Source organism: Streptomyces sp. NPDC002577 (assembly GCF_053594815.1).
This window is the reverse complement of the sequence record NZ_JBSFWK010000003.1, coordinates 285,807-299,118: the sequence shown is the minus strand read 5'-3', so window position 1 is coordinate 299,118 and position 13,312 is coordinate 285,807. Positions and strand designations below refer to the sequence as shown.

Here is a 13,312-nt window from a genome sequence, read left to right as displayed (position 1 = left end):
TCATGCATCAAGTAAAGCAGAAGTCATGTCGGACCCGGTTACTCGCTGTCCGAATAGCGGACACCCATGGACGGGGCCCCGGTTCGCGGCATTGCCCTGGTTCCTGCGTATGACCTGCACGGACGGGCCGGAAGATCGTTCACACAGGAGGCCCCAACCCGGTCCGAAGCGCCCTTCGCTGTGGTCAATCCCACGGCGGTCGCGACCGTCGGCCTGCCCGTACGGGACGAACGTCCTGACCGCCGGGGGTGCGAACGGCCCGGCACCGGGGCCGGGCGCCCCGGGCCCTTTGGCCCGTATTAGGGTCTCAGCATGCTTGATGCCCTGACGGTCGCGACCAGCGTCGCCGCGCTCGCGCTGGCCGCCTGGTGCGGTTTCGCCGCCTACCGCGACCAGCCGACCAAGGACTGGCACTTCATCGGTATGGCCGTGGTGTCGTTTCTCGCCTTGGTCCAGCTGGTGGTCGGCATCGTCCAGCTGGCGCGCGGCGAGAAGCCGGAGCAGGGCACGGCGATCTTCGTGGCGTATCTGCTGGGTGCCTTCGCCTGCGTTCCGGCCGTGGGTCTCATGTCGCTGACGGAGCGCACCCGCTGGGGTTCGGCGACGGTCGCGGCGGGCGGCGTGGTGCTGGCCGTGCTCGAGGTGCGGCTCTACGACATCTGGGGAGGCTGAGGTGGCCGTGTCCGAGGAGAACGGGACCGTGACCGGTCCGCGCGGGCCCCGCACCCGGCTGATCAGCGGTCCGGGCATGCTGCTGGTGTGGCTGTACGGCGTGATGGTGGTCGGCGCCGTGTCCCGCTCGATCGTCCAGATCGCGACCGAGTTCGACCACGCCCCGCTCGCCTACTCGCTGTCCGCGGTCGCGGGCGTCGTGTACGGCTTCATCACGTACTCGCTCGTACGCGGCGGCGAGACGGCCCGCAGGGCGGCGCTCGTGTGCTGCGCCGCCGAGCTTGCGGGCGTGCTGATCGTGGGGACCTGGACGCTGGCGGAGCCGTCCGCCTTCCCGGACGCCACCGTCTGGTCGGACTACGGCATGGGCTATCTGTTCATCCCGGTGATCCTGCCGGTGACCGCGATGTTCTGGCTGCGCCGGGCCCGCGGGGCCACGGCCGCCGGGCGCTGACCGGCACCGTTCAGCGGCAGGGGCCGGGCTCCAGCCAGAACCCTGACCACCCCACCCGCTCTTCGGCGGAACAAGCGGAACAAGCCGTCAGGCGCTGGCGACGAAAGCGTTCGCCTCGGCGTCCTTGGACAGCGTCACCATCGTGAGCCGGTCGTGGACGCGTTCGGTGCCGACCGGGGCGTATCCGTGCTTGCGGTACAGCCGCAGGTTGCGCTCGCTGCGGTGGCCGGTGAAGAGCTCGAAGCGCCGAGCCGCGCCCTCCGCGACGAGCCGTTCCTCGATGGCGTCCAGCAGCCGCCCGCCGAGCCCGTGCCGCTGCATCCGCGGATGGACGATCAGCTTGTTGATGCGGGCCGTGCCGTCCGCCGCGACCGTGCCGCGCACCGATGCCACCACCTCGTCGCCGAGCCGTGCCACCAGCACCCTGCCGCCCTGCAGTTCGGCCCTGACGGAGTCGAGGGACTGGGTGAGCGGCTCGATGGAGTAGTCGCCGTAGAGCTCGGCCTCGCTCTGGTAGCACAGGTACTGCAGTTTGAGGATCTGTTCGGCGTCCTGCTCGATCGCCTCCGAGATGGTCACACTCATGCCCATGTGTGCATGCCTCCCGCTCACCTGCTCCGCCGGTTGTCCCTCACTCTTTTCCCTGAGCGCTGTGAGCTGCAACCTCCGCGGCGAGCAATCTCCGAAGACATCCCAGACATCGGGAACGTTCCGGGCCAAGACTGCCCTGTGAGATACCCAACTCCGCCGCTATCTCCCGGTAAGTGAGGTCCCGGGGCGACAACAGCGCCGCGACCAGTCGCGCGCAACGGCCGGACAGCCCCCGCACCGCTGCGTCGAGGGCCCGGCGCCGGGCGCCGGCCAGGGCGAGATGCTCGGGGCCGGGGCGTGCTTCGTCCACCGGCTCGGCCGCGTAAGGGAGTTCGTGCCGGGTCGCGCGCCGGAGCCGGTCCGCTTCTGCACGGACGGCATCGACCAGCCAGGAGGCGGGGTTCCTGGGCAGGCCTTCCCTGTGCGCATGCTCCAGCAGGCGCAGCCACACGGCCTGTTCGAGGTCGCCGGGCTCGGTACCTGCACCGGCCTCCGCCGATGCCTCGGCGGCCAGCAGGGGGCGCAGGGCGCCGACCATGTCGTAGGGCGTGCTGGGGATCACGTCGGGCAGAACGCGTCCGCCCCGGCACATGGTTGCCGGGGCGGGCGTCCGTCACCCCATCCGGGGGTGGTGGGTTCAGCCGTTGACGAAGTCGGCGCGGGCCAGCAATCCGGTGTCCGCGTTGTCGGTGAAGATCCCGTCGATGCCGGTGGCGAAGTACGTCTTGAAGGCGCCGAAGGCGTCGCCGTAGGCGGTCGGGTCGGTGCCCTTCCGGAACTCGGCCGGCAGGAAGGGGTTCTCGTTGCGCATCGTGTACGGGTGGAGGATCAGCCCCTCCGCGTGCGCGTCCGCCACCAGCGTGGTCGGCGTGGTGAGCTTGCCGCTCGCGTCCTTCGGGATGATCAGGTCGACGGTCGGGCCGATGCCCTGGGCGTAGGACGCGATCCACTTCAGGCCGTCGGGCTTGACCAGGTCGGCGACGGTGCGCGGGTCGCCCGCATCGACGAAGTCCCAGGGGCGGGTGTTCGCGCCGGACAGCAGCACGACGAGCGGGTTGTCGACGAGCTTGTCCAGGCGCTGGATGCTGCTCGGCTCGAAGGACTGGAGGATGACCGGCGAGTTCTTCTTGTCCTTGCCGTACTTGCGCAGCAGCTTGGCGACGCGCTCCTCCAGGCCGAGGCCCAGCTTGCGGAAGTAGGTGGGGTGCTTGGTCTCGGGGTAGATCCAGACCTGCCTGCCGCGCTTGCGGGTCTGCTCGTCCTGCCACTGGAGCACCTCTTCGAAGGTGGGGATCTCCCAGCGGCCGTTGTAGAGGGTGTTGTGCGGGCGGTTGGCCGGGATGCGCTCGATCGCGCGCAGGGTCTTCAGCTCGGCGAGCGTGAAGTCCTCGGTGAACCAGCCCGTGGTGGAGACCCCGTCGAGGACCTTGGTGGTCTTGCGGTCGGCGAACTCCGGATGGTCCGCGACGTCCGTGGTGCCGCCGATCTCCGGCTCGTGGCGGCAGACGAGGTGACCGTCCTTGGTCGGCACCAGGTCGCCCGCCTCGACGACGTGGGCGCCCAGGTCGAGGGCCAGCTCGTAGGAGCCGAAGGTGTGTTCCGGCCGGTAGCCGCTGGCGCCGCGGTGCCCGATGATGGTCGGCACCGGCAGGTCCTTGTAGCCCTTGCCGCCGTACTGTTCGGTGGCCTGTTCCGCGGCGGCAGCCGTGCCGGGCAGTCCGATGACGGCTCCGCCCGCGCCGAGGACCGCGGCCCCCAGCACGGCGCGCCGGCCGAGGCCCGCTTCCTGCCGCTGCCCCTGAGACCCCTGCGTCCGCTGCGTCCCCATTGCGCGCTCCTCCCCTAGTGATGCCCTGCACCTGCCAAAGCGGGACGATCGTAGGTGTCCTCAAGTGACGGGTGGGAGACCTTGGACGGAACACGCGGGTGATGCTGGATGTCGTACGAGCGCTGCCCGTTGACGGAGAGTCGGGGGCGGGACGGGAGCCCTGATGTCCGGTGCAGGGTGTCGCCCGGATGTCGGCCGTGCAACGGCACGCCACGGGAGGTAAACATGGTTCAACAATGCGTAACCAGTCGGTGAACCCGGTGTGCAACCACCGGGTGCCCGCGAGTATCGTCCTCACCTGCAGAGACTCACCCTCGACCCTTGACACCGGAGGACCCGTTGTCCCGCTTCGCGCTCATCAAGGCAGTGCTCGGACCGATCATGCGCCTGATGTTCCGCCCACAGGTCGAGGGCGCGGAGCACATCCCGGGCGACGGTCCGGTCATCCTGGCCGGCAACCACCTGACCTTCATCGACTCGATGATCCTGCCGCTGGTCTGCGACCGTCAGGTCTTCTTCATCGGCAAGGACGAGTACGTCACGGGCAAGACTCTCAAGGGCCGGCTGATGGCCTGGTTCTTCACCGGCGTCGGCATGATCCCGGTGGACCGGGACGGCGGGCACGGTGGCGTGGCGGCGCTGATGACCGGACGGCGGGTGCTGGAAGAGGGCAAGATCTTCGGGATCTACCCCGAGGGGACCCGCTCCCCCGACGGCCGTCTGTACCGGGGGCGGACCGGGATCGCGCGGCTCACGCTGATGACCGGCGCGCCGGTGGTTCCCTTCGCGATGATCGGCACGGACAAGCTGCAGCCGGGCGGTGCGGGGATGCCGCGGCCGGGGCGGGTCACGGTCCGGTTCGGTGAGGCGATGGAGTTCTCGCGGTACGAGGGCATGGACCGTGACCGGTACGTGCTGCGCGCCGTGACGGACTCGGTGATGACCGAGGTCATGCAGCTGTCCGGGCAGGAGTACGTGGACATGTACGCCACCAAGGCGAAGGCGGCGTAACGCACGACTGCCCGCAGCGAAGCGGAGCGGAAAGGAGCGGAACGGCTGGTTCACAGCGGAAGCTGTTGCCATGAAGCCGTTTCTCTTCGTTGATATCGACGGGCCGCTCAATCCCTATATGGCGCTGCTGGGGCCCGTGCCCGAGGGGTATGCGGTTCATCTGACGCGGCCGGAGGGGTGGACCGCGTCGCCGTATCTGCCGGTGCTGCTGCATCCCGGGCATGGTGCGGAGCTGCTCGAGCTGTCCGAGGCGTACGACCTGGTCTGGGCGACCACCTGGATGGGCGAGGCCAACGAGTGGATCGGCCCTCATCTGGGGCTGCCCCGGCTGCCGTACGTCGACTGGGGCGAGCTGCACCTCGGTTCGCAGGACGACGGCACCTACTGGAAGACGCGGGACATCGTGGCGTACGCGGCGGGGCGGCCGTTCGCCTGGGTCGACGACGAGGTCACGGACGCGGACCGGGACTGGGTCGAGCGGCATCACCCCGCCGCCGCGCTGCTGCTCTGGATCGACCCGCGGACCGGCCTGACCCGCAAGGACTTCACCGCGCTGGCCTCCTGGGCGGAGGCCCTCGCGGCGTGACCGGGCGCCCCGGCTCGTCAGCTCCAGGGCAGCCGGGACCTGTGCTGCCAGTACGTCTCGGGGTCCTCGGCCAGCTGCTCCAGCCCGGACGTCTGGTCCGCGTCCAGGTCGACGGCCGCAGCGTGCAGGTTCGAGGCGAGCTGGTTCGCGGTGGCCGCTCCGGAGAGGACGACCCCGGCCCAGGGCTGCTGAAGGACGAGGGCGAGGGCGACCGCGTCGGGGCCGAGGCCGGTCTCCTCGGAGATCGCGCGCAGGGCCGCGGGGGCGTGCGGTCCTGCGAGGCGTCCGTTGGCCATGCCCTCCTTCACGATCACCGTGAGCCCCGCCTCGTGCGCCTCGGCGAGTGCGGGCCCTGCCGAGGTCTCCAGCGCGTTGTACGTCGCCTGGACGGTGCGGAAGAGCGGCTCACCGTCGTACTCGACCGCGAGGGCCGCGCGGATGGCGTCCGCCTGGGCGGGGCCGCTGGTGGACAGGCCCACCGTCACACCCTCGGCGGCCAGTCCGGCCAGGCGCGCGTGCAGTTCCTTGTCCTCGAGGGCCGGGCTGTCCGGGGTCACGGAGTGGATCTGGTAGAGGTCGAGCCGGTCGCCGAGCAGCTGGGCCGTCTCGGCACGCTGCCGGTCGTACGTCGCGACGCTGTGGTCCTTGACCTCGTGCGCCTCGGCGTCGGTGCGCCAGCCTGCGGTGTAGGTGTAGCCCCACTTGCTGCCGACCACGACGTCGTCGATGTCCGGCCGGGCGTTCAGCCAGTCGGCGAGGAACTCCTCGGAGCGGCCGTACGACCGTGCCGCGTCGACGTAGCGCACGCCCTGCGCGTAGGCGGCGTCGAGCAGCTCGAAGGTGCGGGCCCGCATCGCGTCGACGCTGCGTACGGGCGGGAGGTCCTGGTCGCGGCCGAGGTTGATGTAGCCGGGGCGGCCGACGGCGGCCAGGCCGAGGCCGATGTGGCAGGTGGGGGTCGTCGCTGCGGCCAGACGGGAGAAGGGCATCGCGGGCTCCGTTCGGTCGGCTCCTTGCGGCTGTCGACCAACGTAACCCGCGATGCCCTCGCGGCTCCCGGACGGGGTCTCCGGTACCCCGGACGGCCTACTTGCGCGCGGCCCACTCCTGCTGGGCGGCCACGTCGGCCTTGATCTCGGCGAGCTGGACGGCGACCGCGGACGGTGCGGTGCCGCCGCGGCCGTTACGGGCGGCCAGGGCGCCCGGCACGTTCAGCACGGTCCGCACCTCGGGGGTCAGATGCGGGGAGATCTTGGCGAACTGGTCGTCGGTGAGCTGGTCGAGCTCGATGCCGTGCGCCTCGCACTCCTTGACGCACTCGCCCGCGACCTCGTGCGCCACCCGGAACGGCACACCCTGCTTGACCAGCCACTCGGCGATGTCGGTGGCGAGCGAGAAGCCGGCCGGGGCCAGTTCCTCCATGCGCTCGCGGTGCACGGTGAGCGTCGCCATCATGCCGGTGAAGGCGGGCAGCAGGACCTCGAGCTGGTCGCAGGAGTCGAAGACCGGCTCCTTGTCCTCCTGGAGGTCGCGGTTGTACGCGAGCGGGAGAGCCTTGAGCGTGGCCATCAGGCCGGTCAGGTTGCCGATCAGGCGGCCGGACTTGCCGCGCGCGAGCTCGGCGATGTCCGGGTTCTTCTTCTGCGGCATGATCGACGAGCCGGTGGAGAACGCGTCGTGCAGGGTCACGAAGGAGAACTCCTTCGTGTTCCAGATGATGACTTCCTCGGCGATCCGGGAGAGGTTGACGCCGATCATCGCCGTGATGAACGCGAACTCCGCCACGAAGTCGCGGGAGGCCGTGCCGTCGATGGAGTTCGCGGAGCTGCCGTGCTCGAAGCCGAGGTCCTTCGCCACCGCCTCCGGGTCCAGGCCGAGGCTGCTGCCCGCGAGGGCGCCGGAGCCGTACGGCGAGACCGCCGTCCGCTCGTCCCACTGGCGCAGGCGCTCCGCGTCCCGGGACAGGGACTGCACATGCGCGAGGACGTGGTGGGCGAACAGCACCGGCTGGGCGTGCTGGAGGTGGGTGCGGCCGGGCATCGCGACGTCCGGGTGCGCCTCCGCCAGGCCGATCAGGGCGTCCTGGAGCTCGGCGATCAGGCCGCCGATGGCCCGGGCGTGGTCCCGCAGGTACATCCGGAAGAGGGTAGCCACCTGGTCGTTCCTCGACCGGCCCGCGCGCAGCTTGCCGCCCAGGTCCGGGCCGAGGCGCTCCAGCAGGCCCCGCTCCAGGGCCGTGTGCACGTCCTCGTCGGCGATCGTCCCGACGAACTCGCCCGACGCCACATCCGCCTCGAGCTGGTCCAGGCCCGCGATCATCCGGGTCAGCTCGTCCTCCGTCAGCAACCCCGCCTTGTTCAGCACGCGCGCGTGCGCACGCGAGCCGGCGATGTCGTACGGCGCCAGCCGCCAGTCGAAGTGGACGGACGCGGACAGCTTCGCCAGGGCCTCGGCGGGACCGTCGGCGAATCGGGCGCCCCAGAGCCGTACGTCACCGCTGTTGCTGCTCACTTGCGTTGCTCCTAGAGAGATACGGATGTGCCGCCGCCTCCCCACTCGTGAGTGAGGAGGCGGTTCTCACGCTACTGCTTGAGAGAGGTCCCCTCGGACTACGCCCGCAGGTGACGCTGTGCCGCGATCTTCGACGACAGGCTGTAGATGTCGATGAAGCCCTTGGCGGCGGCCTGGTCGAACGTGTCGCCGGTGTCGTAGGTGGCGAGGTTGAAGTCGTACAGCGACGATTCGGAGCGCCGGCCGGTGACGACGGCGCGGCCGCCGTGCAGGGTCATCCGGATGTCGCCGTTGACGTGCTGGTTGGCCTCGTTGATGAAGCCGTCCAGGGCGCGCTTGAGCGGGGAGAACCACTGGCCGTCGTAGACGAGCTCGCCCCAGCGCTGCTCGACCTGCCGCTTGTAGCGGGCCAGCTCGCGCTCGACGGTGACGTTCTCGAGCTCCTGGTGGGCGGTGATCAGGGCGATCGCACCCGGGGCCTCGTAGACCTCGCGGGACTTGATGCCGACCAGGCGGTCCTCGACCATGTCGATCCGGCCGATGCCCTGGGCGCCGGCGCGCTCGTTGAGCTGCTGGATCGCCTGGAGGACGGTGACGGGCTTGCCGTCGACGGCGACCGGGACGCCCTGCTCGAAGGAGATGATCACCTCGTCGGCCTCGCGGGGCGTGGCCGGGTTCTGGGTGTACTCGTAGATGTCCTCGATCGGGGCGTTCCAGATGTCCTCGAGGAAGCCCGTCTCGACGGCGCGGCCGAAGACGTTCTGGTCGATGGAGTACGGGGACTTCTTGGTGGTCGCGATCGGGAGGTTCTTCTCCTCGCAGAACGCGATGGCCTTGTCGCGGGTCATCGCGTAGTCGCGGACCGGGGCGATGCACTTGAGGTCCGGGGCGAGAGCGACGATGCCGGCCTCGAAGCGGACCTGGTCGTTGCCCTTGCCCGTGCAGCCGTGGGCGACCGTGGTGGCGCCGTGCTTCCGGGCGGCGGCGACGAGGTGCTTGACGATCGTCGGCCGGGAGAGCGCGGAGACCAGCGGGTAGCGGTCCATGTAGAGGGCGTTGGCCTTGATCGCCGGGAGGCAGTACTCGTCGGCGAACTCGTCCTTGGCGTCGGCGACCTCGGCCTCGACGGCACCGCAGGCGAGCGCGCGCTTGCGGATGACGTCCAGGTCCTCGCCGCCCTGGCCGACGTCCACCGCAACGGCGATGACCTCGGCGCCCGTCTCCTCGGCGATCCAGCCGATGGCGACGGAGGTGTCAAGACCGCCCGAGTAGGCGAGTACGACGCGCTCGGTCACTGGTTTCTCCTTACAGCGCATTCCCTGTCATGCATGAGTATGCACTCCACCGTATGTTTCGTCAATCGACTCCCTTCCGGGACTCGCGCTCAGCCGCTCGACCAAGAGGGCTTGACCAGGGGGCGACCGTGGCCCTCAGTCGCCCATCGCCTCGACGATCACCGGGACGTGGCTGAGCGGAAGCTCGTTCGTCGACGACAGGAGGGTCACCGGGCCGGACGCTGCCAGGTCGCGGAGCCGTTCCAGGGCGGCGGTCCGCTCGGGGTCCTCGAGCTCGGCCCGGTAGCGCTCGACGAACTCCTCATGGAGGCCGGGATCGTGCCCGTACCACTTCCGGAGCTCGTCGGACGGGGCCACCTCCCTGAGCCAGGCGTCCAGCCGTGCCGCGTCCTTCGACAGACCGCGGGGCCAGAGCCGGTCGACCAGGACCCGGGTGCCGTCGTCGGCCTCGACGGGGTCGTAGACGCGTCGCATCCGCACCGCGGGTGACTTACGGGATTTCCGCACCATGCATCCATCGTCCAGGTGCGGGCAGGCCTCGCGAGCCGAAACGGAGGGCCACATTTCGTTAGACAGTCGAATTATCGCGGAGAATACTCGGTGGACATGGGAAAGACCTACGACCGCATCGACGGCAGGCTTCGCTCCTTCATCGAGGCCCAGCCCCTCTTCTTCACCGCGACCGCACCGCTCTCGGGCGACGGCACGGTCAACATCTCCCCCAAGGGCCTCACCGGTTCGCTCGCCGTGCTCGACGAACAGACCGTGGCGTATCTCGACTTCGCGGGCAGCGGCGCCGAGACCATCGCCCACCTCCGCGAGAACGGCCGTATCACCCTGATGTGGTGCGCCTTCCAGGGGCCGCCGAACATCGTCCGGGTGCACGGCCGCGGCGAAGCCGTGTTCCGCGACGACCCGCGCTTTCCCGGACTGCTCACACACTTCCCCGACATCGATCACGGACAGCACGGGCTGCGCGCGATCATCGTGGTGACGGCGGGCCTCATCCGCGACTCGTGCGGATTCGCGGTGCCCCTCATGACGTACGACGCCGACCGCGATCTGCACGGCAAGCGCTTCGCGCGCGAGGACGACGCGTCCCTCAGCGAGTACTTCGCGAAGAAGGAACATGTGACGACTAGTCTGGACGGCCTACCTGGGCTGCCGTTGCCGTTGCCGCCCAGTACGGTCTGAGACATGCGTCCCGGTGTCGTCGCTTTCGCGTCCGCTGTCCTGCTCACCCTCGTCGCCCTCGGCGCGACCGCCCGCACCGATGCTGCGGTGCCTCTTCCCGAGCGGATGGCGGACACGGGCGGCGGCACCCAGCTGATCACCGCACAGGCCGCGAGCATCGGCTCGACGACCGGGACCGTCATCTGGTGGGAGCGGCGCGACGGGCGCTGGGTGGCGGCCGGTTCCGCTTCGGCCCGATTCGGCGCGAAGGGCCTGGCCGAGGGCGGCTCACGCCGGCAGAGCACGTACACCACGCCCACTGGCCTGTACGACCTGCCGTACGCCTTCGGGATCAGGAGCGCGCCCGCCGGCACCACGACCCCGTACCGCCGTGTGCGCCAGAACTCCTGGTGGTGCCAGGACAACCGGTCGCGGTCCTACAACCGCTGGACCGAACCGCGCGCCGTCGACTGCCGCGCCGCGGAGGCGGAGCACCTGATCGAGTACGACCCGGAGTACACATACTCCCTCGTCATCGGGTTCAACTACGACCGGCCGGTGCACGACCGCGGCGCGGGGATCTTCCTGCACGTCAACGGGCGTGGCGCGACGGCTGGTTGTGTCTCCGTCCCTGCTGATGCGATGCGCCGCATCCTGGACTGGGCCGAGCCGGCGCGCGGGCCGCACATCGTCATCGGGACACAGAGCGGGCCGACGGCGATCACTCGCTACTAGCGAGACTCGCTGCCGGCGGGCAGCCGGACGGTGAACGTCGTCGAACCAGGGGCGCTGTCGAGCGTGACGCCTCCGCCGTGGGCCTCGGCGACCGCCGCCACGATCGACAGTCCGAGGCCGGCGCCGCCGCCCGCGCCCTCGGTGCGGCGGCGGTCCGCACGCGTGAAGCGTTCGAAGACTCCGGGCTGAACCTCCGCGGGGACGCCGGGGCCGTCGTCGTGGACCTTCAGCACAGCCGTCCTGTCGCCGGTCTTCTCGGACTCGTCCGTCCCGTCCGTCTCCAGGGAGACCGTCACCTTCGTACCGGGGGGCGTGTGCAGACGCGCGTTGGCCAGCAGGTTGGCGAGCACCTGCTGGAGCCGGTGGGCGTCGCCCGTCACCGTCACCGGCTCCTCGGAGAGCTCGAGCGTCCAGCGGTGTCCGGGTCCTGCGGCCTGCGCGTCCGTGACCGCGTCCAGGACCAGGCGGGTGAGGTCGACGGGGATGCGCTCCAGGGGGCGGCCCGCGTCGAGGCGGGCGAGGAGCAGCAGGTCGTCGACCATCTCGCCCATACGGGCCGACTCGGCCGCGATGCGCTCCAGGGCCCGCACCACCTTCGGGGGCACCTCGCCGGGGTGCAGCAGTGCCAGTTCGGCGTGGCCGCGGACCGATGCCACCGGTGTGCGCAGCTCATGGCTGGCGTCGGCGGCGAAACTGCGCAGCCGCTCCTCGCTCGCGTGCCGTTTGGTCAGCGCGTCCTCGACATGGCCGAGCATCCGGTTGAAGGCGCCGGCCACCTGGCCCACCTCGCTGCGCGGCTCCGGCTCGGGGGCGCGCGGCGGAAGAGCCACCTCTCCGCTGGCGAGCGGCAGTTCACTGACCCGGGTCGCGGTCGCGGCCACCCTGCTGAGCGGCCGCAGCGACCAGCGCACCCACAGTGCGCCCGCGATGCCGGTGATGGCGAGCGCCGCGCCGAAGACGACTCCGGCGACCAGTTCCAGCCGGTGGACGGTGGCCTTCACCGGTTCCAGCGGCAGCCCGGTGATCAGCATGTCACGGTCCTTGCCGGGGACCGCCATGACCCGGTAGTCGTGCAGGGCCGACAGGCAGACGGTGTGTCCGGCGCCGTCGGCCGGGACGGCGGCCAGGGCCTTCTCGTCGGCGGGGGTCAGGGTGACGTTCAGGTCGGCGGGGTCCGAGCCGGAGCGGATCACGGCGACGTGCGTGACCTCGCCGTCGACCAGCCGGGCGCCGAGGGTTCCGGTGGCCTGTCGCCGGGTGTCGCCCCGCTCGTCGCCGTCGTGGTCGGAGTGCCGGGTCGGGTCCCCGCCTTGCTCCAGGCTCACCGCGAAGCTCACCCCCGCGTCGCGCAGCTGCTGGTCGAGACGGCCGGTGAGGAAGCCGTTCAGCTCGACGACGGCGGCCAGCCCGACGGCGGCGCAGCTGACGGCGAGCAGCACGACGAGGCCGGCGGTGAGCCGCGCGCGCAGGGTGTGCGGAAGCGGCAGGCGCGACACCCACCGTCCGGCTGCCCTCAGCCGCTCCCCCGGCTTCATCGGGCGACCGGCTTGAGCACGTACCCGGCGCCCCGCACCGTGTGGATCATGGGCGCGCGGCCCGCGTCCACCTTCTTGCGCAGGTAGGAGATGTACAGCTCGACGACATGCGCCTGGCCCCCGAAGTCGTACGACCACACGCGGTCGAGGATCTGCGCCTTGCTGAGCACACGCCGAGGGTTGCGCATGAGGAAGCGCAGCAGCTCGAACTCGGTCGGGGACAGCTCTATGAGCTCGCCGCCCCGGGTGACCTCGCGGGCCTCCTCGTCCATGACCAGGTCGCCGACAGTGAGCCGCGGCCCGTCCTCCTGCTGCCGGGCCATGCCGGCGCGGCGCAGCAGTCCGCGCAGCCGGGCGACGACCTCCTCCAGGCTGAACGGTTTCGTCACGTAGTCGTCGCCGCCCGCCGTGATACCCGCGATGCGGTCCTCGACGGCGTCGCGTGCGGTGAGGAAGAGCACACACACGTCGGGCCGCACGGCGTGCAGCGAGCGCAGCACGGCGAAGCCGTCGGTGTCCGGAAGCATCACGTCGAGGACGACGGCGTCGGGGAGCAGGTCGCGCGCCTCGCTGAGAGCCGAGGCGCCGTCCCCGGCCGTCCGCACCTCCCAGCCCTCGTAGCGCAGGGCACCGGACAGCACCTCGGCCAGGTCGGGATCGTCGTCGACGACGAGCACCCGGAGAGGGGCGCCGTCGGGGCGGGTCAGGGCGGGGCGGCCGGAGCCGCGGGAGCGGGGACTGTTCATCGCACGTACCAGGATGCGGTCTCGCCGGGCCGTGGGACGCCGCCGGAACCTCTCATTTTGCTCTCAGTTCCCTTTGAGATCGTCGTACTGCTCGTCCGCGGTATCCGCCCCGAACCCCGTCCGACCTGCGGCGCACCGGCCGACCGGGCCCGGCACTCAGAGCCGGTTCAGAGGT

General features: G+C 70.6%; 15 protein-coding genes. 6 read left to right on the top strand and 9 right to left on the bottom strand.

Features of this window, described 5'->3' with window-relative positions; translation table 11 throughout:
* Positions 1–312: 312 nt before the first annotated feature.
* Positions 313–672 carry a hypothetical protein gene (locus ACWD4J_RS06995; protein WP_451394262.1) on the top strand — a complete coding sequence of 120 codons (360 nt, stop codon included), beginning with the start codon at positions 313–315 and terminating at the stop codon, positions 670–672.
* Between the two features lie 76 nt (positions 673–748).
* Positions 749–1,126 carry a hypothetical protein gene (locus ACWD4J_RS06990; protein ID WP_451394369.1) on the top strand — a complete coding sequence of 126 codons (378 nt, stop codon included), beginning with the start codon at positions 749–751 and terminating at the stop codon, positions 1,124–1,126.
* 87 nt (positions 1,127–1,213) lie between these two features.
* Here ACWD4J_RS06990 and ACWD4J_RS06985 read toward each other — a convergent pair whose 3' ends face one another.
* From ACWD4J_RS06985 to ACWD4J_RS06975, 3 genes are all read right to left on the bottom strand, one after another.
* Entirely contained in the window at positions 1,214–1,717 is a 504-nt protein-coding gene (locus ACWD4J_RS06985) for a GNAT family N-acetyltransferase (protein ID WP_451394261.1), read from the bottom strand.
* Between the two features lie 40 nt (positions 1,718–1,757).
* Positions 1,758–2,255: an RNA polymerase sigma factor gene (locus ACWD4J_RS06980; RefSeq protein WP_451394368.1), complete on the bottom strand. Its 498-nt coding sequence runs from the start codon at positions 2,253–2,255 to the stop codon at positions 1,758–1,760.
* Between the two features lie 99 nt (positions 2,256–2,354).
* Positions 2,355–3,545 carry a glycerophosphodiester phosphodiesterase gene (locus ACWD4J_RS06975; RefSeq protein WP_451394260.1) on the bottom strand — a complete coding sequence of 397 codons (1,191 nt, stop codon included), beginning with the start codon at positions 3,543–3,545 and terminating at the stop codon, positions 2,355–2,357.
* 339 nt (positions 3,546–3,884) lie between these two features.
* Here ACWD4J_RS06975 and ACWD4J_RS06970 point away from each other — a divergent pair, with 339 nt between their 5' ends.
* Positions 3,885–4,556, top strand: coding sequence for a lysophospholipid acyltransferase family protein (locus tag ACWD4J_RS06970; RefSeq protein WP_451394367.1), 672 nt, complete (start codon positions 3,885–3,887; stop codon positions 4,554–4,556).
* Between the two features lie 70 nt (positions 4,557–4,626).
* On the top strand, positions 4,627–5,142 hold the full coding sequence (locus ACWD4J_RS06965) for a hypothetical protein (protein WP_451394259.1): 516 nt from the start codon (positions 4,627–4,629) through the stop codon (positions 5,140–5,142).
* 17 nt (positions 5,143–5,159) lie between these two features.
* Here the strand turns inward: ACWD4J_RS06965 and ACWD4J_RS06960 are convergent, their stop codons facing one another.
* The 4 genes from ACWD4J_RS06960 to ACWD4J_RS06945 all read right to left on the bottom strand — a co-directional run bounded on the left by ACWD4J_RS06960 (position 5,160) and on the right by ACWD4J_RS06945 (position 9,458).
* On the bottom strand, positions 5,160–6,131 hold the full coding sequence (locus ACWD4J_RS06960) for an aldo/keto reductase (RefSeq protein ID WP_451394258.1): 972 nt from the start codon (positions 6,129–6,131) through the stop codon (positions 5,160–5,162).
* A gap of 97 nt (positions 6,132–6,228) precedes the next feature.
* Entirely contained in the window at positions 6,229–7,653 is a 1,425-nt protein-coding gene (gene argH, locus ACWD4J_RS06955; protein ID WP_451394257.1) for an argininosuccinate lyase, read from the bottom strand.
* A 98-nt stretch (positions 7,654–7,751) separates the two neighbouring features.
* Positions 7,752–8,948 carry an argininosuccinate synthase gene (locus ACWD4J_RS06950; RefSeq protein ID WP_451394256.1) on the bottom strand — a complete coding sequence of 399 codons (1,197 nt, stop codon included), beginning with the start codon at positions 8,946–8,948 and terminating at the stop codon, positions 7,752–7,754.
* 135 nt (positions 8,949–9,083) lie between these two features.
* Positions 9,084–9,458 (bottom strand): DUF488 domain-containing protein, encoded by a 375-nt coding sequence (locus tag ACWD4J_RS06945; RefSeq protein ID WP_451394255.1) that lies wholly within the window; start codon positions 9,456–9,458, stop codon positions 9,084–9,086.
* A gap of 96 nt (positions 9,459–9,554) precedes the next feature.
* Between ACWD4J_RS06945 and ACWD4J_RS06940 the strand changes: the two genes are divergently transcribed.
* Both ACWD4J_RS06940 and ACWD4J_RS06935 read left to right on the top strand, forming a co-directional pair.
* The gene (locus tag ACWD4J_RS06940) at positions 9,555–10,142 is read left to right on the top strand and encodes a pyridoxamine 5'-phosphate oxidase family protein (RefSeq protein WP_451394254.1); all 588 of its coding nucleotides are present in this window, start codon (positions 9,555–9,557) and stop codon (positions 10,140–10,142) included.
* Between the two features lie 3 nt (positions 10,143–10,145).
* The gene (locus ACWD4J_RS06935) at positions 10,146–10,856 is read left to right on the top strand and encodes a L,D-transpeptidase family protein (protein WP_451394253.1); all 711 of its coding nucleotides are present in this window, start codon (positions 10,146–10,148) and stop codon (positions 10,854–10,856) included.
* On the opposite strand, the gene ACWD4J_RS06930 is transcribed toward ACWD4J_RS06935, so the two are convergent.
* Positions 10,853–12,391, bottom strand: a complete 1,539-nt coding sequence (locus ACWD4J_RS06930) for a sensor histidine kinase (RefSeq protein WP_451394252.1) — start codon at positions 12,389–12,391, stop codon at positions 10,853–10,855. The genes ACWD4J_RS06935 and ACWD4J_RS06930 overlap by 4 nt on opposite strands.
* Positions 12,388–13,137: a response regulator transcription factor gene (locus tag ACWD4J_RS06925; RefSeq protein ID WP_451394251.1), complete on the bottom strand. Its 750-nt coding sequence runs from the start codon at positions 13,135–13,137 to the stop codon at positions 12,388–12,390. The genes ACWD4J_RS06930 and ACWD4J_RS06925 overlap by 4 nt, the downstream gene beginning before the upstream one ends.
* Positions 13,138–13,312: the final 175 nt, after the last annotated feature.

Bases quoted from the DNA above. Each gene is read 5' to 3' on its own strand.
- ACWD4J_RS06995 (WP_451394262.1), top strand. From the start codon at position 313: ATGCTTGATGCCCTGACGGTCGCGACCAGCGTCGCCGCGCTCGCGCTG.
- ACWD4J_RS06990 (WP_451394369.1), top strand. From the start codon at position 749: ATGCTGCTGGTGTGGCTGTACGGCGTGATGGTGGTCGGCGCCGTGTCC.
- ACWD4J_RS06985 (WP_451394261.1), bottom strand. From the start codon at position 1,717: ATGGGCATGAGTGTGACCATCTCGGAGGCGATCGAGCAGGACGCCGAA.
- ACWD4J_RS06980 (WP_451394368.1), bottom strand. From the start codon at position 2,255: ATGGTCGGCGCCCTGCGCCCCCTGCTGGCCGCCGAGGCATCGGCGGAG.
- ACWD4J_RS06975 (WP_451394260.1), bottom strand. From the start codon at position 3,545: ATGGGGACGCAGCGGACGCAGGGGTCTCAGGGGCAGCGGCAGGAAGCG.
- ACWD4J_RS06965 (WP_451394259.1), top strand. From the start codon at position 4,627: ATGAAGCCGTTTCTCTTCGTTGATATCGACGGGCCGCTCAATCCCTAT.
- ACWD4J_RS06960 (WP_451394258.1), bottom strand. From the start codon at position 6,131: ATGCCCTTCTCCCGTCTGGCCGCAGCGACGACCCCCACCTGCCACATC.
- ACWD4J_RS06945 (WP_451394255.1), bottom strand. From the start codon at position 9,458: ATGGTGCGGAAATCCCGTAAGTCACCCGCGGTGCGGATGCGACGCGTC.
- ACWD4J_RS06940 (WP_451394254.1), top strand. From the start codon at position 9,555: ATGGGAAAGACCTACGACCGCATCGACGGCAGGCTTCGCTCCTTCATC.
- ACWD4J_RS06935 (WP_451394253.1), top strand. From the start codon at position 10,146: ATGCGTCCCGGTGTCGTCGCTTTCGCGTCCGCTGTCCTGCTCACCCTC.
- ACWD4J_RS06930 (WP_451394252.1), bottom strand. From the start codon at position 12,391: ATGAAGCCGGGGGAGCGGCTGAGGGCAGCCGGACGGTGGGTGTCGCGC.
- ACWD4J_RS06925 (WP_451394251.1), bottom strand. From the start codon at position 13,137: ATGAACAGTCCCCGCTCCCGCGGCTCCGGCCGCCCCGCCCTGACCCGC.